Origin of the sequence: Leucothrix mucor DSM 2157, assembly GCF_000419525.1 — a bacterium.
GTDB classification, from domain to species: Bacteria; Pseudomonadota; Gammaproteobacteria; order Thiotrichales; family Thiotrichaceae; genus Leucothrix; species Leucothrix mucor.
In genome coordinates, this window is sequence record NZ_ATTE01000001.1 from 3994549 (window position 1) to 4015717 (window position 21169).

16 protein-coding genes are annotated in these 21169 nt (G+C 48.2%); 6 read left to right on the forward strand and 10 right to left on the reverse strand.

What is annotated here, in order from left to right:
* Positions 1 to 20: 20 nt before the first annotated feature.
* A complete protein-coding gene (gene betI / locus LEUMU_RS0118190) occupies positions 21 to 617 on the forward strand; it encodes a transcriptional regulator BetI (protein WP_022953732.1) in 597 nt (198 codons plus the stop codon).
* A gap of 58 nt (positions 618 to 675) precedes the next feature.
* Here betI and LEUMU_RS0118195 read toward each other — a convergent pair whose 3' ends face one another.
* Together LEUMU_RS0118195 and LEUMU_RS0118200 are read right to left on the reverse strand one after the other, a co-directional pair.
* Entirely contained in the window at positions 676 to 3150 is a 2475-nt protein-coding gene (locus LEUMU_RS0118195; RefSeq protein ID WP_169446457.1) for an EAL domain-containing protein, read from the reverse strand.
* Positions 3151 to 3334: 184 nt separating this feature from the next.
* Positions 3335 to 5188, reverse strand: a complete 1854-nt coding sequence (locus LEUMU_RS0118200) for a BRCT domain-containing protein (protein ID WP_022953734.1) — start codon at positions 5186 to 5188, stop codon at positions 3335 to 3337.
* Between the two features lie 377 nt (positions 5189 to 5565).
* On the opposite strand from LEUMU_RS0118200, the gene LEUMU_RS0118205 reads away from it, so the two are divergent.
* Positions 5566 to 6495: an ankyrin repeat domain-containing protein gene (locus LEUMU_RS0118205; protein WP_022953735.1), complete on the forward strand. Its 930-nt coding sequence runs from the start codon at positions 5566 to 5568 to the stop codon at positions 6493 to 6495.
* On the opposite strand, the gene tatC is transcribed toward LEUMU_RS0118205, so the two are convergent.
* The 8 genes from tatC to hisB are packed head-to-tail and all read right to left on the reverse strand — an operon-like array spanning position 6496 to position 11393.
* Positions 6496 to 7659: a twin-arginine translocase subunit TatC gene (gene tatC / locus LEUMU_RS0118210; RefSeq protein WP_022953736.1), complete on the reverse strand. Its 1164-nt coding sequence runs from the start codon at positions 7657 to 7659 to the stop codon at positions 6496 to 6498.
* Positions 7652 to 8002 (reverse strand): Sec-independent protein translocase protein TatB, encoded by a 351-nt coding sequence (tatB, locus tag LEUMU_RS26750; protein ID WP_022953737.1) that lies wholly within the window; start codon positions 8000 to 8002, stop codon positions 7652 to 7654. The genes tatC and tatB overlap by 8 nt, the downstream gene beginning before the upstream one ends.
* A gap of 23 nt (positions 8003 to 8025) precedes the next feature.
* A complete protein-coding gene (gene tatA / locus LEUMU_RS0118220; RefSeq protein WP_022953738.1) occupies positions 8026 to 8283 on the reverse strand; it encodes a twin-arginine translocase TatA/TatE family subunit in 258 nt (85 codons plus the stop codon).
* A gap of 17 nt (positions 8284 to 8300) precedes the next feature.
* Complete coding sequence (locus tag LEUMU_RS0118225) at positions 8301 to 8624, reverse strand: phosphoribosyl-ATP diphosphatase (RefSeq protein WP_022953739.1); 324 nt, start codon at positions 8622 to 8624, stop codon at positions 8301 to 8303.
* On the reverse strand, positions 8621 to 9394 hold the full coding sequence (hisF, locus tag LEUMU_RS0118230; protein ID WP_022953740.1) for an imidazole glycerol phosphate synthase subunit HisF: 774 nt from the start codon (positions 9392 to 9394) through the stop codon (positions 8621 to 8623). The genes LEUMU_RS0118225 and hisF overlap by 4 nt, the downstream gene beginning before the upstream one ends.
* A 1-nt stretch (position 9395) precedes the next feature.
* Positions 9396 to 10133: a 1-(5-phosphoribosyl)-5-[(5-phosphoribosylamino)methylideneamino]imidazole-4-carboxamide isomerase gene (gene hisA / locus LEUMU_RS0118235; RefSeq protein WP_022953741.1), complete on the reverse strand. Its 738-nt coding sequence runs from the start codon at positions 10131 to 10133 to the stop codon at positions 9396 to 9398.
* On the reverse strand, positions 10133 to 10786 hold the full coding sequence (hisH, locus tag LEUMU_RS0118240) for an imidazole glycerol phosphate synthase subunit HisH (RefSeq protein ID WP_022953742.1): 654 nt from the start codon (positions 10784 to 10786) through the stop codon (positions 10133 to 10135). Before hisH ends, hisA begins: the two co-directional genes overlap by 1 nt.
* A 13-nt stretch (positions 10787 to 10799) precedes the next feature.
* Entirely contained in the window at positions 10800 to 11393 is a 594-nt protein-coding gene (gene hisB / locus LEUMU_RS0118245) for an imidazoleglycerol-phosphate dehydratase HisB (protein WP_022953743.1), read from the reverse strand.
* A 112-nt stretch (positions 11394 to 11505) separates the two neighbouring features.
* Here hisB and LEUMU_RS29335 point away from each other — a divergent pair, with 112 nt between their 5' ends.
* The 4 genes from LEUMU_RS29335 (at position 11506) to pbpC (ending at position 21090) form a co-directional block, all read left to right on the forward strand.
* The gene (locus LEUMU_RS29335) at positions 11506 to 11640 is read left to right on the forward strand and encodes a hypothetical protein (RefSeq protein ID WP_281169934.1); all 135 of its coding nucleotides are present in this window, start codon (positions 11506 to 11508) and stop codon (positions 11638 to 11640) included.
* A gap of 261 nt (positions 11641 to 11901) precedes the next feature.
* On the forward strand, positions 11902 to 12552 hold the full coding sequence (locus LEUMU_RS29245) for a 3D domain-containing protein (protein ID WP_245570707.1): 651 nt from the start codon (positions 11902 to 11904) through the stop codon (positions 12550 to 12552).
* 260 nt (positions 12553 to 12812) lie between these two features.
* Positions 12813 to 18635 carry an Ig-like domain-containing alpha-2-macroglobulin family protein gene (locus LEUMU_RS26755; protein ID WP_022953745.1) on the forward strand — a complete coding sequence of 1941 codons (5823 nt, stop codon included), beginning with the start codon at positions 12813 to 12815 and terminating at the stop codon, positions 18633 to 18635.
* A 76-nt stretch (positions 18636 to 18711) separates the two neighbouring features.
* Positions 18712 to 21090: a penicillin-binding protein 1C gene (gene pbpC / locus LEUMU_RS0118265; protein ID WP_022953746.1), complete on the forward strand. Its 2379-nt coding sequence runs from the start codon at positions 18712 to 18714 to the stop codon at positions 21088 to 21090.
* The last annotated feature ends 79 nt before the right edge of the window (positions 21091 to 21169 follow it).

A 21169-nucleotide genomic window follows, 5' to 3' on the forward strand; every position in this document is an offset into this window, starting at 1 on the left:
ATTTAACAGGACAGGCACCAATGCCAAAAGTCGGGATGCAGCCCATCAGGCGCAAACAGCTAATCAATGCCACGATTCAGTGTATCTATCGGGAGGGTCTATTAGGCACGACGGTGAAGAAAGTGAGTCAGGAAGCCGGCGTTTCCAGTGGTATTATTAATCACTATTTCGGCGGCAAAGACCACATGCTAGAGGCGACGATGCGGGAAGTGCTGCTTCGCCATCAGCAGGCTGGCATCCTTCGTTTGCGGGATTGCCAAACGCATGAAGACAGAATTCGCACGATTATAGAGATTAACTTTTCGCCGCTACAAACCGACCCTGCAACCGTTTGTACTTGGTTGGCGTTCTGGGCGCAGGCGATGCACGTCCCTGCTTTGGCGCGTTTACAAAAGTTAAACACCAAGCGCTTATACAGTAATTTATTGTATTCCTTGAAACACTTGTTATGCCCTGAGCAGGCGGTATTTATGGCCGAAGGATTGGCGGCTCTAATCGATGGATTATGGCTACGAGGCGCGTTTGCAGAGGATGGAATTGATTCAGAGCATGCTTTTAAGGTGGTGTGGTCGTTTTACCAAAGTCAGCTGATGGCCAGCCGAGCGCTAGAGTCTTAACAGGTCACTAAGTGAGTTTGAATAACAGGCTCTCTTAGTGTTATTAGTGCTAGAGAGTTTAAACCTCTGACTGATAAATCTGAGGTCGTCCCAGCAAAGAATGAATGGACATAGGCTTGTCTAGCAGCCAACCTTGTAAACGCTCAGCGCCGAGGTCTTTAAACAGTTCAGCTTGTTGCCAATGCTCAACCCCTTCAACCACAATGCGCATATCTAGCCGTTGTGCCAAGCCAATAATACTTTCCACAATCGCCGCTGTTTTAGGCTCTGCGTAGCAGTCGGTATAAGACTTATCAATTTTCAGCTCATTAGCAGGCAGCTTTTGCAAATACGCCAGCGAAGCAAAGCCCGATCCAAAGTCATCAATCGAAATATCAAAGCCACGCTCTTGCAGCTTTTTGATGTTTTTAAGCGCTTTAGAGTAGTCGTTAATCATCATAGATTCGGTGATTTCAAGCGTGATGAAAGGCACTAGTTCAGGTGCCTGCGCTACCTTGCTATCCATGTATTCAATTAGCGAGTTGTCATTTAAATCTCTGGATGACAGGTTGATCGATACTTCAATACCCGGATGCTTTTCCTGCAATGCAGGCAGGTCTTTAAAGACCTGACCAATTACCCAATGCGACAAGCTACAAATGCGGGTCGAACGCTCTAATAAGGGAATAAAGATATCCGGACCAATTAAGCCATATTCATGATGCTGCCAACGAGTCAGTACTTCAGCGCCAGAGAGCTTATTGTTCACCGCATTGTATTGTGGCTGCCATAATAGGAAGAACTCATCATCTTCCAGTGACTTTTGAAAGTCGTTTAACAGCGTAATGCGTTGGCGTTCATCAAAGCCGATTTGTGGGTTGTAGTACTTGAACGTCTTGTTATTTTTGATGCTGTAAGACAATGCCTGATTGGTTCTAAGCATCACCGTTTGATAGTCAGTGCTAACAGGGCAGAACTCATGAGCACCGGTCATTACTTCCAGGTCAATGCTGTTTTGATTGATGTGGCGAATACTTTCAGTGGCTTGGTTAAGTTGTGCGACTAACCCACGACGGCTGTCATAATCCAGCGCCTGACACAGTAGGCAAAAGGTATTCTTATCGATGTGAAATAAGGGGACGCTGTATTCGTTATTATTGTCAGCACTCACCAGATTTGGATTGCCTGCCAGTACTTGACGCATCTCGGTAGCAATGTCTTCAATAAAGCGGGCGTATAGCGTCGGACCAAAGGTGATTTCCAGCTTATCCAGTCCGGATACCCAAATCTTTATCAGTGTTTGATGCTCAGTGTCTTTGTTATTTAAAAAGTGTCTTTCCAGCGCCCGTTCATTCGGTAAATGGCTGACGTGATGGGAGAACTTCTCACGCTGGTACTCGGTGTTGCTTTTGCGAATATTGAGAAATAGGATGCCTGAAATCAGCATGACTTCCAGAATGACCGAGAAAAAGAGTACAAAGTCAGCAAACCAGTTAAGTGGGATAAGCCCTAATCTGGCGATTAGATGCAGTACCACAGCTGGCACAAACACAACTAACACAACCCGTAAAATCATTAGCTTGGGGTCGTTGTTAGACAGCTTTTTCGCATGGCGCATGGTTGGATGAAATAACCGAACCAGCCCGATTACCACGCCCATACAAATCTGGATAGAAATCAGGCGTATCAGGTATTCATAAGGAATAAACAAAACGCCCGCCAGTAGCAGATAACCACTCCAGTACATCAAAGCATGTAAGCGCCTGACGGTTGCGGTATGCGCATCCACATTGTTCATTATTCTGATAAAGGACAACAGAGATAAGTAGGCAGTTAGCAGGGAGGTGGCAGTTATTTTTTGCAAGATCTCAACATTATAGAGATCGAGCCATAAGCTTAAGTAGCCATAATCATTGATTAGATACACTAAAACGGAGAGCAGATAGCCTATGTGCAGTGCAAACGCTTTATGTCGTGTTGATAGATAAATAACGAAGTTATAAAAAGAAATCAAAACGATCAATAACACATACGACAACACCCACTGATTTTTCTGGGTGGCGTTATGTTCTACATTAATCGGGTTGTCGATTGTAAAGCTGCCCACAATCGGGTTTTTACTGTTGATGCGCAGCCACAGTAAATATTTGGTGTTTGGCTTCAGCGATAGTGTGACATGGCTAAGGTTTGCTTCGGCCTCGATGTGATAATCCGTTGGCATTGTGCCTTTGCCGAGCGCAAATGTTTGCCGGTGTCCGCCTTCATCCTGCACATACAGAGTAATGCGATCCATGGATTTATGCAGAACGAGCGCAACGTCGGATGCGTCACTACCGACGGTTTGCAGCCGGGTACGAACCCACAGTGGTGAGTTCACAAAGCCTAATTGAAATTGTTCACGGTTAAAGCGTCCCCAATTTTTTTCAGAGAGGCTCATAACCGTATCGATACCCGCAGTGTCGCTACTATCGTAATAAAACACGCTGTCGTCGAGCAAACTGGTACTAACAATGTTATCCAGATTGACCGTTTGCCATACATTTTTCGCGCTCACTGGGAGCGTGCTAAATAGCATCAGCAATGTAATGATAAGGAGACGATACATGAGGTGTTTAGTTACCGAAAGAGACAGGCGTGATCACACAAAGAACACAAATATATCGTATCAGAGCTGACGCCTGTATGAACGTATTGTTAATGCATACGTTTTGGATTCACTTTTTTCGGTAAAGTTCGGCCTATTTCATGATCATAGCTTGATACTCTAGTTCTGTAACAACCTGAGTACCGAGTGCTTGGGCTTTTTCAATTTTTTTAGCGCCAACTTTGTCGCCAATCACCAGAATTTCCGTTTTCTTATTCACACTGCTTTGAACATTAGCACCGAGCTTACGGGCTTTTTCCTGCATTTCTTCGCGAGGCATGCTCATGGAGCCGGTAAATACGATGTGTTTGCCAGTGATTGGGCTGTCCACCGTTGCAACAGGTTCATCTGAGAGCAGATTGAAGTTTAAAGCGATCATTGCCTCGATCACTGGCCAACGTAGTGCCAGAGAGCGCGGTATGGCCTCTGCGGTAATATCACCAAAGCCTGAAATCTCTAATAAGTCATCACCACTTAGGGTGTTTAAGGTTTCAAGCTTGTGCGCCCGTAACAGTTTGCGTGAATCGCCGCGCCCAAGGTGATTGATACCGAATGCTGCTAAAAAACGCCAATCCTCAACCGCTTCAGTGCGAGAGCGGCTTAGTTGTTCAACCAAATTACTCGCTTGTTTTGCACCAAAGCCCATGCCTTCAAAGTCGGACGCTTCCAGCTTGTAGATTTCCGGCAATTCACGAATACCATTTTCAACCAGAATCGCAATGGCGCGTGGGCCAAATAAGTCCACATTGCCTAGTACTGAGAAGAAGTGCAGCAAGCGTGCCTCAATCTGCGCAACACACTCCTCCCCCTTGCACACCAGAAAGTCGCGCTCCATTTCGGCTGGCGCATTACACGCTGGGCACGTATCCGGAATGACCGCTTCTGCGCCTTCTTTGATGACGCCAAGTAGCTTAGGAATCACTTCGCCACTTCGTACAATCTCAATTTCAGCGCCAACACCGACATTCAAATTACGAATATTACCGGCGTTATGCCCTGTCACATTGGAAATATCCGCACCGGATAAGTTGATGGTTTGTACATTTAAGACAGGTGTAATGCGTCCGGTACGGCCCGTTTGCCAAGTGATACTATTCACGGTGGTAGTGGCGGTTTCACCTTTTAATTTCTTAGCAATCTGCCAGTTATGGTGGTGGTTGGTGGACCCCATCGCTTCACGTAAAGCAGGGTTGGTCACATCAATTACGCTACCATCCACCGGATATTCACAGGCCGACTCGACCTGCAAGCACAGCGCTTCAGATTCGGTGCGTAGTGCTTCAGTAGTACACTCAATAGCATCTAGTTGGGAATACGGTACAAAGCGCACAACGCCATCTTGCATCGCTTCTACGGCTTCTTTACTCAGCGTATCCGCGCCAATTAAGCCGGTAACGAAATTACGTGGGTGAGAGAACTGATCACTTAGATTTTCAGCAAAGTAAGCCGCGCTAATAACAATCTCACCAACGCCGGTATTTTCACCACCAACGGTGACCAGGCCGCGCTGCAAATTCCGTGAAATATCATTGCCTAACTGACCATTACCGCGTGTTGCCAGAATGCCACTTTCATAATTAGCCGCCATGCCATCCAGCTTGGGCGTAATGCGGAATCGTAAGTCAGATTCGGCAATTTCCAGCTTCTCGGCAAATTTAATCACCCGAGTGACATACGCTGTTATTTCTTCCTGTGTGTAGGCTTTATCGGTTGATAGCATCGGTTTTAAGTGACGAATTTTAGTACTACCAACATCCGTTTCCGGCTCCACCGCGTTCAAGTAAGGGTGATCCGGATCACGTAGCTTCAATTCCGCCAGATATACGAGGTCATACGTGGCATCGGTAATAATGGCTTCGCCGTTTCGGTAGGCAGTATTGGCTTGTTCGAGGAAGCTTACCAGCTCTTCTGTGGTCATTTCAGTGGCGGGTTTAATGGCTTGGCTCACGTGTTGCTCCGGTGCTAATCAGTTAGTGAGGTGGATTCTATCACTAACTACTTAGGCATTTCTTCACAAACCGCCAGAGCGTTATAGCGGCGAATTAGTGTCTGAAAACCTAGGCTCCTCACGACCACAGGTAGCCAGAATATGATTGAAATAGAAGCATATGGCTGTATTTTTAGTTTGTTTTTTGTTCTAATTGGCCTTTTTTATTCCATTGTAGCCTTGAGTTGTGAACTCTAAGGAATTATCGTTGATCTCAATAATTGTGTGATTGCTTATTTTCTGTGGAATGAATAAACAATACGAATGAGCTATCAGTGGTCGATTTGACTATGATGCAGTGGCGAAACTGACTTAACCAAGACAGGAGTGTACCCAATATGTTTTTACAGAAAGGCAATGGCCGCCGAGTTGCCTTTACGCTGTTATTGGGTGCCTGCAGTGCGCAGGCCATGGCGGTAGAGTGTGATGATTATGTTCAGCGCAGTGCGCAGCAACAAGAGCGTAACTTACTGAATCTGTGTGGCTATCGTGGTTCCCACTGGCAATCGACCGAAGCAAGCTTACGTGCTGAATGTGCTGTGATGAGTGATAAAGACCGCACTCAACGCTTATCAATGAGAGATCAATTCCTACAGCGCTGCCCTGCGATTAACTACGCCGGTGTTGGCCGCAATCGCCAACGCAAACTCAGCATGGCACTGTTACAGGCCGTTTCCAGAAAAGATATTCGCCTAGCGCAGAGCTTAATTGATGCCGGTGTTCATTTGACGGCTCAGCCTGAGTTGTCATCGTCCCCGCTATTTCTTGCTGTTAAGCAAAATGACATTCACATGGCGCGTTTTCTAATGCGACAAGGCGCTAAGCCGGAAGCGTTAGCCAAAGGTGAAACCAGTTTAGTGAGCTTGGTGTTAAGTCGTTTGCCGGTAAATTACGCGTTTTTGGAGTCTTTGTTACAGCAAGGTGCTAACCCCAATGCACGCAATGCGGCGGCCAACCAAGAATATCCGATCGTCATGGCGGCGACTAATGGAGACATCCGTTCGGTGTTGTTGCTGCTGAAATTTGGGGCTGACCCTAACTTATTCCTGCACAAACCTGCACTGCAGTTGGCGGTCAAGTTGGATCATTTTCCAATGGTGCGCGCGTTATTGCAACGCGGCGCAAAGCCTAACTTAGGTGCGGGGCATAAAACGTGTGAGAGTGAAACGGCGTTGGATATTGCCTTTAAGAAGGCAGGCAGTGAGCGCATGGTTAACCTGTTGATGGATAACCGGGCGCTCACTCTATTTGAGTGCAGACGAAACTAATCAGTCGTTATCTGAGCTCTTATCGTTGCTATCAGTCGTTGGATTCTCTGAATCGCTAGGCTGATCAGCCTTTGCATCAGTACGTTCTTCCGACTTAGTACGCTCATCTTCGTCGATGGCATCTAACTCTGCATCTAGCTCATCTTCACTTAGCGGATGATAGTCTTCAAAGTCCTGATAAGCTTTTGCATTCTCAGCATCAATATAGCTGGTGTCATCTTCTTCCGAATCGCTATCTGATTGATCTTCAGTGTTATCAGAGTCTGACCACAATGCATTCGCCTGATCGGCAACGGCGGTTGCAGCAACAGCGCCACCGATTGCTGCGACAGTACTATTGCTGGAGCTTGAGTCATCAGCCGCCGCATCTGAGGCTTCACGCTCAGCTTGCTTGCGCTCTTCAATGGCGGTACCTGCTTCCTTAACCCGTTGGTTAAAGAACTGACTCAGGAATAGTCCTGCTTCAAACAGTAGCCACATCGGCACGGCTAATAGAATCTGCGAAATCACGTCTGGCGGCGTTAAAATCATACCGACCACAAACGCACCCACGATCACATAAGGACGCTTCTTAGCAAGGCTCTCTGCAGTGGTAGTGCCTGTGCTGATCAGCAAAATCGTGGCAATAGGCATTTCAAAACTAAACCCAAATGCGATAAACATCATCATCACAAAGTCAAAGTAGGAGCCAATGTCTGGGCTGTAGGTAGTGTTTTCCGGTGTGAACATTGGCAATACAATGAACATCATCGGTAACAATACGAAATAAGCAAACGCCACGCCTAGGTAGAATAGGCCTACGCTGGAGCTAAGCAGTGGGAAGACTAAGCGCTTTTCATGTTTGTACAAACCTGGCGCTACAAACTGCCAAATTTGATAAAACACGTAAGGCAGGGCAATTAAGAATGCCACCATCAAAGTCAGCTTATAAGGAACCAGCAATGGCGCTGCAACTCCGATAATAAGCATGTTGACGCCGTCAGGTAAGGTGTCTGTCAGCGGCTTGGCAAAGATGGCATAGATGTCTTTGGCAAACGGTGCCAATACCAAAAACACGACCCCCACGGCAATTACCATGCGCAGCAGGCGGTCGCGTAACTCGACCAAATGCGTTACAAAACTACCGAGTTTGGATTCTTCTTCAGGCGCAGTGGCATTAGTCATTGTGTTTAGGGCTGGCAGGTTGAGAGTTGGTGTTCGTTACATTCTCAAGGCCAGCTTTAATGTCGCTTTGCACTTCGCTGGCCTGAGTATGAATGTCATGCTTGGTATCGTCCATGAAGGAGCGCAGCTCATCGATTTCTTTCTTCTGGCTTTGCAGTAACTCACGCATTTCGCTGGCATTTATCTCCCGCTCAATATCCGCTTTTGTGGTATCCACAAAGCGACGTGCTTTACCAATCAAGCTACCAATCTTGCTGGCAACGCCCGGCAGTCGTTCTGGTCCGACAACCAATAAAGCGATTACGCCGATAACCAGAACTTCCAGAAAACCTGCATCAAACATGGCAATACCTGTCTATGTAGGGTTTAGACTTTGTCTTGGTCTTTTACTTTAACTTCAGCATCAATCACTTTAGAGTTATCCTGAGTGACTTTTTCAACCGGCTTCTCGTCGGCTTCTTCAGTGCCGTTCTTGGCATCATTCAATGATTTCTTGAAGTTCTTGATTGCACCACCTAAGTCGCCACCCGCATCGCGCAGACGCTTAGTACCAAACAGAACCAATACAATCACTAGAATTAAAACTAGCGAGCCAACACCCGGCATACCTATTGCTAATAACATTACTTCTCTCCTAAGAATTAATTTTGTGTTCGGCTGGCTTTTTCCACCAGTCCGGAAGTGCCGAAACGACGCTGGAGTTCATCCAATACCGCATCCGGGTGTAAATTCTGTTGTGCCAGTAACACCATAGTATGAAACCATAGGTCTGCCACTTCATAAACAATCTTATCCGGCTCGCCATCTTTGGCCGCCATTACCACTTCAGTGGCTTCCTCACCAATCTTTTTCAGAATGGCATCGGTGCCTTTATGGTACAGCTTGGCCACGTAAGAGCTATCTGCATCGGCAGACTTGCGCGATTCCAATACAGCCGCAACGTTGCTGAGTGTATCCTGTGTCATAGACGAACCTCAATGCCTTGATCAGCCATAAACGCTTTGGCTTCACCAACCGTGTATTCTGCGAAATGGAAAATGCTGGCAGCCAATACGGCATCTGCACCACCCAGTGTCACACCATCGGCTAAGTGCTGTAAATTACCCACACCGCCAGAGGCAATCACCGGTATATTAACCGCATCTGTGATGGCTTTTGTTAAGGGCAGATTAAATCCTGCTTTTGTTCCATCGCGATCCATACTGGTAACCAGTAATTCACCGGCACCGTACTCTGCCATTTTGATGGCCCACTCAACCGCATCAATCCCGGTATCGCGACGTCCGCCATGGGTGAAAATATCCCAACGGTCTGGCTCGCCTTCAGCACTGACTTTTTTCGCATCAATGGCAACCACAATGCATTGAGAACCAAAGTAGTTAGTGGCTTCGCGCACCAGCTCGGGATTAAAAATCGCGGCGGTGTTAATCGCTACTTTATCAGCACCGGCATTCAGCATGCGACGAACATCTTCCAGTTCACGGATACCACCACCGACAGTTAGTGGGATAAACACTTCTGAGGCGATTTTCTCGACCATGTGTACCGTGGTTTCACGGTTATCGGAACTGGCAGTAATATCCAGAAAGGTGATCTCATCCGCGCCTTCCCGATTGTAACGGGCAGCCACTTCAACCGGATCACCAGCATCGCGGATGTTCACAAAGTTTACCCCTTTCACCACGCGACCATTGTCAACGTCGAGGCAGGGAATGATGCGTTTTGCTAAGCCCATATCAGCCAGCCACCGAATCTACATACTTTTGCGCTTCAGCCAGATCAATGGTGCCTTCGTAAATCGAACGGCCCAGAATGGTTCCGGTGACGCCGCGAGACTCCACTGCACACAAGCCTTTAATGTCATCCATATTGGTCACGCCGCCAGAGGCAATCACTGGAATCGAAATGCTTTCAGCCAGTCGTACCGTCTCATCAATGTTTACACCCTGCATCATGCCATCACGGGCAATATCGGTATAAACAATGGCGCTAACGCCGGCTTTCTCAAACTTCTGGGCCAGATCAATGGCAGAAGTGGTGGACTCTTCTGCCCAGCCATCGGTCGCTACCATGCCATTTTTAGCATCGATACCCACAATAATATGACCGGGGAATTTCGCGCACAGGTCAATCACAAACTGAGGGTCCTGAACCGCTTTAGTGCCGATAATGCAATACTGAACGCCGGCATCTAAATAAGCTTGTACCGTTTCGGCATCGCGAATACCGCCGCCGATTTGGATCGGCAGATCAGGGTAAGCCTGAGCAATTGCTTTAACCACATCACCATTGACCGGCTTGCCTTCAAAAGCACCGTTCAAATCAACCAGATGTAGGCGCTTAGTGCCAGCTTCAACCCAACGTGTCGCCATATCCACCGGATTATCGGAGAACACAGTAACATCATCCATCAAGCCCTGACGCAGGCGTACACATTTTCCATCTTTCAAATCAATCGCGGGGATCAATAACATCAGCTTTGCCCATCCCATTGGGTGAAATTTCGTAACAGTTGCAGGCCATCATCCGCACTTTTTTCCGGATGTGCCTGAATGGCGAATACGTTATCGCGCGCAATGGCGCTAGTGTACTCAATGCCGTAATCAGTGGTGCCAGCGGTTAGCGTTGCATCTTTTGGCTCAACAAAGTAGCTGTGCACAAAATAGAAACGACTGCCCGACTCAATGCCATTCCATAACACATGGTCTTGCGTGTGTTCGACGCGATTCCAACCCATCTGTGGAATCTTCAGGCGCTCACCGGCAGCATCGCGGCGGCCAATCACTCCTTCAAAATGACGCACATTGCCGGGGTATAAACCCATACAATTAACCCCGCCATTTTCTTCGCTATGATCCATAAGTACTTGCATACCCATGCAGATACCGAGAAACGGCTTAGTTTTTGCAGCTTGCATCACAACGTCGATGAGTTCGCGCTGTTGCAATTCGCTCATGCAGTCGCGTGCCGCACCCTGTCCGGGAAACACTACGCGGTCGGCTTGCAGAATGACATCGGCATCCGAAGTGATTTTGATTTCAGTATGAGTCGGGGCAACGTGCTGCAGGGCCTGAGTGACCGAGCGCAGATTGCCCATGTTATAATCGACAACAGCAATAATTGACATGAGTCAGTAAACCTTAGAGAGCGCCTTTAGTCGACGGTAGAATGCCTTGCATGCGTGGGTCGAGCTCTGTCGCCATGCGCAGGGTACGTCCGAATGCCTTAAAGATAGTCTCTGCGATGTGGTGCGCATTGCGGCCACGCAGGTTATCAAGGTGCAGCGATACCATAGAGTGATTCACAAAACCCTGGAAGAACTCGTGGAACAGGTCGGTATCGAAGTTGCCAAGGTGGCTACGCTTGTAGTCAACCGTATCGATGAGTGAAGGGCGTCCGCAGAAGTCGATAACCACGCGTGACAGTGCTTCATCTAAAGGCACATAAGCATGGCCATAACGACGAATGCCTTTCTTATTACCAATCGCTTTAGCAAATGCCTGACCTAAAGTGATGCCGATATCTTCAACTGTGTGGTGTTGATCAATGTGCAAATCACCTTTAGCCGTGATTTCAAGGTCAATCATGCCATGGCGGGCAACTTGCTCAAGCATGTGCTCCAGAAAAGGAATCTCCGTATCAAAGCGTGCTTTGCCGGTACCATCTAAATTAACTGTGACGGAGATCTGAGTTTCCAGAGTGTCGCGTTCAACAGTTGCTGTACGTTCTGCCATAGTGTGCTGCCTTCTATAAAGTGGTCACATGATAACACAAGAAATCAGGCTGATAACCCTCTGATAACTGCTCCGTGACGGGGTGTATTAGTTTTAATATGGATACATTCTGATGAAAAACAATAGTGCAGTTGGTCGGGGTAATCGTGGGCAAATGAACTTTTGCAAAAAAGCGGTGGTCTTTGATTGCAGTGCCTTATGCAGAGAGAGTATCTGGCTGATATTGAGTGGGATGTTTCTGGAATGAAATCCTGATCAAAGTGGATGAATTTGGCTCTCGGGCGGATGGTGCGGTGCAGCAATTTTTTTTTCGAAATTTTGCTTTTGCTGCTACCACTGGTCCTATCTTTTCATGAAATAGCGATTTTGTTGCTAAATTGTAACACAAATAACTTGTTTTTAGGCTTAAATACAACAAAACTCGCTTGAACTGGGAAGAAACCCGCTATAAGATTCCCCCATCTTTGATTAAGGACCCCTCGACAATTTTACTTGGGGACAAGCGTATATGAATGTTTTAAAGTTTAAACGTTCGATAGTGTTGGCAGTTATGATGTTTATTTTGCCATTATCGAATGTAGGTTTTTCGAAAGAAGGATCTGAAGATTATGATTACAAACAATTGATTTCCGATGTTGCTGTGCTCTACCGACAGCATAAGCTTTCAGAAACTGCAAGCGACCTCGGCGAAGCCATCAAGGCACTGAGCGACACCGCAACAAAGAAAGCAATTGTTAGTCAGAACACTAAAGCCGGCAAAGCCACTAAAAAGACCACAATAACAAAAAAGAAGGTCAAGACTGGTGGGCAGCTAGCAAGCAAATCTAAAAGCCAGAAGAAGTCAGCGACTAAAACAATGACTGTTACTGCGACTGCATACACTTCACATGCAAACCAAACTGATAGCACGCCAAATATCGCTGCTTGGGGCGATCGCCTGAAGCCTGGTATGAAAGCCATTGCGGTATCTCGCGATATGCTACACAAGTACGGTCTTAAGCACCGTTCCAAAGTCCGCATCAAAGGCCTGAAAGGCGAGTATGTGGTACTGGATAAAATGAATAAGCGCTGGAATAAGAAAATCGACATTTATATGGGCAAAGACTTGAAGAAAGCATTCAAGTGGGGTCGTAGAAAGGTTGAGCTTGAGTGGAATTAATCCTCTAACTCGCTAAAGCACCAGTGATAGAAGAGCCTCCCGCACGCTGTGTCGGAGGCTTTTTTGTGTCTGTCATAACGAGCTATACACCCAACCTAGTTGCTATGGTATTGATTATACAGGCTAATTATTTTACAAAAAACTAACAAACTCCTTGTGGATTTACTGCTATATTCAAGAGAGTTGTAAGGCTATAGACCAAAAACAATAAAGCTTTGCCGGGGAATTATTCGATACAGTAAGTTTCCAGGGAGTGTGTGATGTTATTACGTAAGAGTGGCTTGCCATTGGCGCTGTCGCTAATAGTAACGATGGGTTTAAGTGGTTGTGAGCTTAGCGATGTCGAGGCGGCCTCATTAGAGGCAACAGATGCTAGCACCGGACTTGATCCGACAACGGCCATTGCGTTTGACTGGTTAAAAGTCAGCGGTTGGCATACGCAGGGTATGATCCCGCGTAACTCACCAATCCGGGTGGCGTTTAACCGCGATGTGGTCAGTGCCGATATGGTGGGTAAGCCTGCCGATAAGGTAATGACACTTACCCCTGATGTGCCGGGAAAAGCCACTTTTGTCTCCACCACCGAAATTGTATTGGTTCCGGATGAGCCCCTAAAGTCAGGCGCTAGTTATAGTGTATTGATCTCATCGGCTGGTCTTAAAGACATTCCTCCCCTTGCCTCCCCTTACCGCTTTGACTTCAGCATTGTTCCGATGGAATTTGAAGTCCGCAATACCGGTTTAACGGCAACCGCTGATGACAGCGACCATATGACGCTAAACGGCGAGGTGTTAACCTCTGACCGCGTGATGCCGGATGATGTTAAAAAACTCCTCTCTGCCTCGTTCCAAAGTAAATCATTGCCAATTGAATGGGTATTCGGGGATGACGGCAAACGCCATCAGTTCCTGATTCGCGGTATTAAGCGTGAAACCTTTGCCAGCGACGTGCTGCTGAAATGGAATGGTAAAGCCATTGGCATTGCACAAGCGGGTGAGCAGGAAGTTGCGGTACCGGTACTGAATAAGTTTGATGTGCTGGATGTCGCGATTATTCACAGCGCTGGCTCTAATCCTTATGTACAGGTTAGCTTCTCCGACCCATTAGATAAGTCGTTGAATCTGCAAGGTTTGGTACAAATTGAGGATGAAGATAAAGATGATTATCAGGTCGCCGCCGAAGGCAATCTGATCAAAGTATTCCCTAAAGATAATTTGATGGGCGAGTACAAACTGATTATCAATCCGGGCCTGAAAAGCGAAAGCGGCCTGAAGATCTCTGAAAAAATTACCCGCAGCTTGCGTTTCGATGCGCAAAAGCCGCAAGTACGCTTTGTTGGCAATGGCTCCATCCTGCCAGAGAACAGCACACTGCAAGTGCCGTTTGAAGCGGTGGCAGTAAACTCGGTAGAAGTGAGCGCTTTTGAGATTTACCCCGATAATATGGGGCAGTTTCTACAGGTGAATGGCTTTGATGGTGGCTCAGACACCGGTCGGGTCGGTCGCTACTTATGGAAGAAAACCATTCCGTTGACTTCAGCCAATCCTAATCAGTGGAATCGCTACTCGATTGATGTCACCGATTTGATGAAGAACTACCACGGCAGCTTGGTACGTTTGAAGCTCAATGTGAATCGTAGTCACTCGGCTTATGAGTGCCTAACGCAAGAGCCGATCACCACTGCCAGTGCCCCACTGCAAAATGCAGAAGATCAGAATGTTAAAGAAGCCAGCGGCTGGGATGGCATTAGCGACTGGTCGGAAAATATCTGGGAAAACTATGTGTGGGCGGAGCGTAACGATCCTTGTAAGGATTCTTACTACGCTGAGAACGAAGATAAGGTTACCGCTGAGAATAACTTTATCGCCAGCAATATTGGTTTGATCGCCAAAATGGATGCGCATGGCAATCTGCATGTGATTTCCACCGATTTGCGTGATGCCAAGCCACTCACCGGTGTTGAGCTGGAAGTGCGTAACTATCAGGGACAAGTACTCACCAAAGGCCTAACCGATGGCTCTGGCTTTGCTGACCTGAAACTGGATAAAACACCTTTCTTATTAGTCGCCAAGAAATTTGCCGATACGACTTACCTGAAACTCAACGCCAAAACAGCATTGACCGTCAGTCATTTCGATGTTGGCGGCAAGAAGCTGGAAAATGGTCTGAAAGGAACCATCTACGGCGAGCGCGGTGTGTGGCGTCCGGGTGATGATATGCACCTGACCTTTGCTTTGTTCGATAAAGATCAAAGCCTGCCAGATAACCATCCGGTGACGATGCAGTTGATTGATCCACGTGGTCGCGTGGTGGCTAGCCGGGTGAGTACCGAGTCAGTCGGTGACTTGTACCCATTCACCTTTAAAACGGATGAAAAAGACCCAACCGGCAGTTGGTTAGCCCGTGCCAGCTTAGGTGGCAGTCGCTTTAGCAAAAGCCTGACGGTAGAAACGGTTCGCCCCAATCGCCTGAAAGTGGAATTAGATTTTGGCGGTGATACACTTTATAAGTCCGATGGCGCACCAAAAGGCTTGCTGAGTAGTCAGTGGCTACACGGTGCAACCGCTGAAGATTTAAAAGCGGATGTGTCGGTACGCTTTAGAAGTAAGAACACACAGTTCACTCGCTTCAGCGATTACAGCTTTGATGACCCTGCGCGTAGTTTTAGCGGTGATGACAATGCCATTCTTGAAGGGCGTTTAGATAAAGAAGGCAAGCTGCAGTTCAACAAAGACTTTGCACCCAAAGGCACGCCTCCGGGCATGTTGAGTGCACGCTTTACTAGTCGTGTATTTGAAAACAGCGGCGCATTCAGCATTAGCCAGCAAACTCTCGACTACCACCCGTACACCAATTACATCGGTGTAAAGTTGCCAAAAGGCGATGCAGAGCGTGGCATGTTGCTAACCGATGTAAAGCACAAGGTTGAGCTAGGCAGTTTAACCGCCAAAGGCGAGCCGGTCAGCTTAAGTAAAGTGCGCGTTTCCTTATTTAAAGTGAATTGGAAATGGTGGTGGGATAAATCCTCCGAGTCCTTAGCGGAATACGCGGATAGCGAAAGCACCTCCAAATTGCAGGAAAGTATTGTTAGCACCAAAGAGGGCGTTGGCAGCTGGGAGTTTGAAATCAAATATCCGGACTGGGGTCGTTATTTGATCCGCGCCTGCGATATGGATGGCAAACACTGCAGCGGAAAAGTCATGTATGTGGACTGGCCTGGTTGGGCAGGTCGCGCACAAGAAGAAGGCAGTGGTGCTGCTAGCCGCCTAAACGTATTCACCGATAAAAATGCCTATATGGTGGGTGAGACAGCCATCGTGCAATTGCCAGAAGCCAGCGAAGGCCGTGCATTAATGACGGTTGAAACCGGCAGCGAGATTCTGAGCCAGCAATGGATTGAGTTTAATGATAAGCGGACTCAGGTGAAGCTGCCAATTACCGCGAAAATGGCTCCCAATGCGTATGTCAGCATTACTTTGCTGCAGCCCCATCAAAATAAACAGAATGAGCGTCCGCTCCGCCTGTACGGCATTGTGCCAATTGAAGTGGCTGACCCTGGCACTTACCTGAAACCGCTGATTACGGCAGAAGATGAGTGGAAACCAGAAACCACACAAACGATTACGGTTGCAGAAAGCGACGGTAAAGCCATGAACTACACCCTTGCAGTGGTGGATGAAGGCTTGCTGGGGCTGACCAACTTTAAAACACCGGACCTGCATCGCGAGTTCTATGTTAAAGAAGCGTTGGGCATTAAAACCTGGGACTTATTTGACTCCGTGATTGGTGCGTATAACGGCAAGCTGGAGCGCATGCTGGCAATCGGTGGTGGTAAGGCAGAAGTTAATCCTGATGCCAACCGCAAGCGTCGTTTCCCGCCAGTGGTTAAAGTACTGGGTCCATTCCACTTAAATGCTGGCGATACGGCGAAGCATGAAGTCACCTTGCCACCGTATATTGGTGCAGTGCGCGTTATGTTGGTTGCGGCTGAGCAGGGTGCATACGGTAAAACGGATAAAGAGATCTTTGTTCGCCAGCCATTAATTATGCAAGCCAGCCTGCCACGGGTACTTGGCCCTGAAGAAACGTTCGATGTGCCAGTGAGCTTGTTTGTTACTGATGAAGGCATTAAAAACGTCAAATTGGATGTGGTGACTGATGGCTTCTTTGAAGTGGTTGGTGATGCCTCCAAATCGATTGCCTTTGATAAGACTGGTGAGAAGCTGGGCTTCCTGACGCTGAAAACGCGCAAGCAAGTCGGTCAGGCTAAGCTTAAGTTTATTGCCAGCAGTGGCGAGCATCGCTCTGAGTCGGAGGTGTTTATTGATATTCGCCAAGCCAACTCAGCAACGACACGCGTCACAACGCAAACGATTGATCCGGGTAAAACATGGCAGACTGACCTGAAGCCATACGGCTTACCCGGTACCAATACGGCCTCGCTGGAAATGTCGGCGGTGCCTGCGATGAATCTGGATCGTCACTTAAACTATCTGCTGCGTTATCCGCATGGCTGTTTAGAGCAAACCACTTCAGCGGCCTTCCCGCAGCTGTATTTGGATCGCTTAATGCAGTTGAGCGATGAGCGTAAGCAGAAGATTCAAGTGCATGTGAGCTCGGCTGTTGAGCAAATGCGCAAGTTCCAAACCCCACAAGGTGAGTTTAACTACTGGCCGGGTGGTGGATCGCATAACGCATGGGCGAGTATTTATGCCGGTCACTTCCTGGTTGAAGCGCAGAAACAAGGCTATCTGGTTCCGCCAGAAGTGTTGTCAAACTGGTTAATTTACCAAGGTACGGCTGCGCAGCGCTGGACTCAATCGAATGATACTAACGACTCACACACTCAGGCTTATCGCTTGTATGTCTTGTCGTTGGCTGGCAAGCCACAAATGAGTGCCATGAACCGCCTGCGTGAGTCTAAAGACCTGAACCGCAAAGCGCGCTGGATGTTGGCATCGGCTTATCAGTCGATTGGCCAGCCAGATGCCGCCGCAAGCGTGGTAGAAGGTTTGGTGCCTACCGATGACATCGTCCCAACTAAAGACGATACCTTTAGCTCACAACTGGGCGACTTGGGTATGCAGCTGGACAACCTGGTTTCGCTGGATAAAACACAGGATGCCAGTTTGTTGCTGGAGAAGATTGCCGAAGCTCTGGGTAAAGATGACTTCCAAAGCACGCAGGGTATTTCCTGGGCGCTGATGGGTGCATCACGTTACTTAGGCGATGATAAGCAATTCTTCAAAGCCTCGTATCGCTTAGGTGAGGCGGGTGCTGCGGAAATCGACAGTAACAAACCGGTTGCGTCCACAGCCTTATCCACAACACAGGAAGCGCCATTGGCGATCACCAATACCAGCGGCATTCGCTTGTATGCCAGCGTGATTACTAACGGTGTGCCTGAAACCGGCGATGAGCAGGATCTTAGCAAAGGACTGAGCCTGAGCACCTTGTATGAGGATAATAAGCAGGACAGCGCCATCGCTTGGGGCAGTTTGCCAAATGGCAGCCGCATCCCACAGGGTACTGATATTAAAGTCAGTGTTACGGTTAAAAATGATAGTCGCGATAAAGCGGATTATCTGGCGCTAACCATTCCGGTTGCGGCGGGTTGGGAAATTCTGAATGATCTGGAACAGCCCAAAGCGGAGTCTAGCTATGAGTACCGTGATCAGCGCGATGACCGTGTTCAGTACTACTTCAATCTGAAAAAAGGTGAGGAGAAAACCTTTACGCTGGTGGCTAATGCCGCGTATCTTGGTCAATTCTACGTGCCTGCTGTCAGTGTTGAAGCAATGTACGATGGCAATCTGCAAGCGCGTGAGCGTGGTAAATGGGTACACATTGTGAATGAGGCTGAAGCGGCCAAACCTGCAATCGTGAAAACCATTAAAACCAAGCGCTCAACTTTGTACGATGGCACTGCGGATGATTCTGCAACCAAGATGTACGTGATCGCCGGAGACAAGGTGACCGTACTTAAGGAAGCCAACGATGATGCTGGCAGACTCTGGTACTTCGTACGCTTTGAAGGCAAGAAAGTGATTGAAAAATGGATCAAAGCCGACACCGTCGAGTAGTCGTTGATCTAAGCAATAGCCAGCCTGCGTTGCCGTTATTGGCGCGCAGGCTAGCTTACTCCTACCGAATTCATCCATGTTGAAACGACTTAAACGCCATTCGCTCTGGTTGCTGGCACTCTTACTAGCGGCTGGAATTGGCTTCTATCAGTGCCTGCCTGAGCAACTGTTTAATTCCCCCTATTCCAGTATTGCACTCAGCCGTGAAGGTCGCTTATTAGGCGCGCACATTGCCAGTGATGAGCAATGGCGATTCCCACCCGTTGAGCAAGTGCCGGAGAAGTTTGCGGTCAGCCTGATCGCCTTTGAAGATAAGCGCTTTTACCAACACCCCGGCGTTGATCCAGTGGCAGTGGCGCGGGCGCTGTATTTGAATATTAGTCGTGGGCATGTGGTCAGCGGCGGTAGTACTTTAAGTATGCAGGTGATTCGTCTATCCCAGCAAAACCCGCCGCGAACGCTGTGGAATAAAGCACTGGAAGCAGTTCGGGCATTGCGCCTGGAAACACTGCATAGCAAAGCGGAAATTCTCAATTTATACGCCAGCCATGCGCCGTTTGGTGGCAATGTGGTTGGTTTGGAAGCGGCCGCTTGGCGTTACTTCGGGCGCGGTGCCGATCAGCTATCTTGGGCAGAAAGTGCCATGCTGGCCGTGTTGCCCAATAGCCCCGGATTGATCCACGTGAACCGTTCGCGCAATAAGCTCAAAGCCAAGCGCGACCGTTTGCTGAAAAAGCTTGAAGAACAGGGTGTGCTCTCTGAACTGGATTACACTCTGGCTGTTGCTGAGTCTTTACCGCAACGCCCGAAAGACTTGCCACGCCTTGCGCCACACTTATTAGATACCATGATGTTGGAGCATCGGCGCGCTACACCAGATAAGCCGCCACGCTTTAATACCACACTGAAATATTCCACTCAGCGTGCCGCCATGGAAGTGGCTAAGCATCAGGGGGAGGCGCTGGCCTTGCAGGAAATACATAACCTTGCGATGTTGGTGATTGATAATAGAAGCTTCGAAGTGCTGGCCTATGTCGGTAATACGCCCACTGAGCGCGCCGATGAAAATGGGCAGGCAATTGATTTAACGCAGCGCCCACGCAGTACTGGCAGCACGCTTAAGCCATTCCTATTTGCCAATATGATTCAGCAGGGTGAAATCCTACCGGAAACGCTGGTTTCGGATACGCCAGTGCGTTATTCCGGTTACTCGCCAAATAATTTTAGTCGGGACTTTCGGGGTGCAGTCGTGGCGCGTGCGGCGCTTGCCAGTTCGCTAAATATCCCTGCCGTGAATATGCTCAGCTATCACGGCGTTGAGCGCTTTTTAGATGCCTTGCGCCAAATGGGCATGGAGCATTTACATCGCAATGCCCGCGACTATGGTTTGCCGTTGGTATTGGGTGGGGGCGAAGGCACGCTTTGGGAGCTAACCGGCATGTATGCCAACTTGGCCTCATTGGCACAGCAAATGCAGCCGCCCAAAGCCTTGTACTACCAGCAGCCGGTAGTGAAAAAAGGCCAAGCCACACAAACCAAACGCCGCAGCGCCATTAGCCCTGCCGCTTCATGGATGACCTTGCAAGCACTGCTGGAAGTGGCACGCCCTGGTAATGAAGGCTATTGGAAAAGCTTTAACAGCACGCACAAAATTGCCTGGAAAACCGGCACCAGCTTTGGCTTTCGCGATGCTTGGGCAATTGGCACCACGCCGGAATATACCGTTGGCGTGTGGATTGGCAATGCCTCCGGCGAAGGGCGGCCCGCAATGACTGGCGTGACTGTTGCTGCACCGGTTATGTTTGAAATGTTCAACCGCTTACCACTGGAAGTCGACTGGTTTGAAAAGCCAACCGCACAAATGAAAACTGTCCGACTCTGTAAGGACGATGGCTTCTTAGCAAATGATTTATGCGATGCTAAAGATTATCTGATTCCGCAGGATAGCCATTTTTCGCGGTCTTCACCCAATCATCAGCGCATTCATATTATAGAAGAGGATGGCCAAACTTGGCGGGTACACAGCGGTTGTGAATCCGTATCGCGAATGCAGACTAAAAACTGGTTTGTATTGCCGCCCGATCAGGCCTTTTATTTCAGGCAGTATCATGCGAATTATCAGGAACTGCCGCCGTGGCGTGAAGATTGTAAAAATGAAATGCTGGCTTTGCCGGATGACAATCCGATCTCGCTGATTTATCCACGGAATAATACACAGATCTATATTCCGAAAGATTTAGGTAATGAGCGCAGTAAAGTCGTATTTAAAGCTGTGCATCGCGATTCAGAAGCGCGTTTATTCTGGCATTTGGATAATACCTTTTTAGGTACGACGCAGGATTTTCATGAGCAGGCAGTGTGGATTGGTGCGGGTGAGCATGTGCTGACATTAGTAGATGAGGCAGGGCATCAGCAGGAGCAATTATTTACTGTGCTGAGTGAGGATGACGAGTGATTGTGAAACTAAAGCTATCGTCTTAAAGTGGTAAAAAATTAACTAAATCAAATAGGTAATGCACTAACTAGCTATGCTT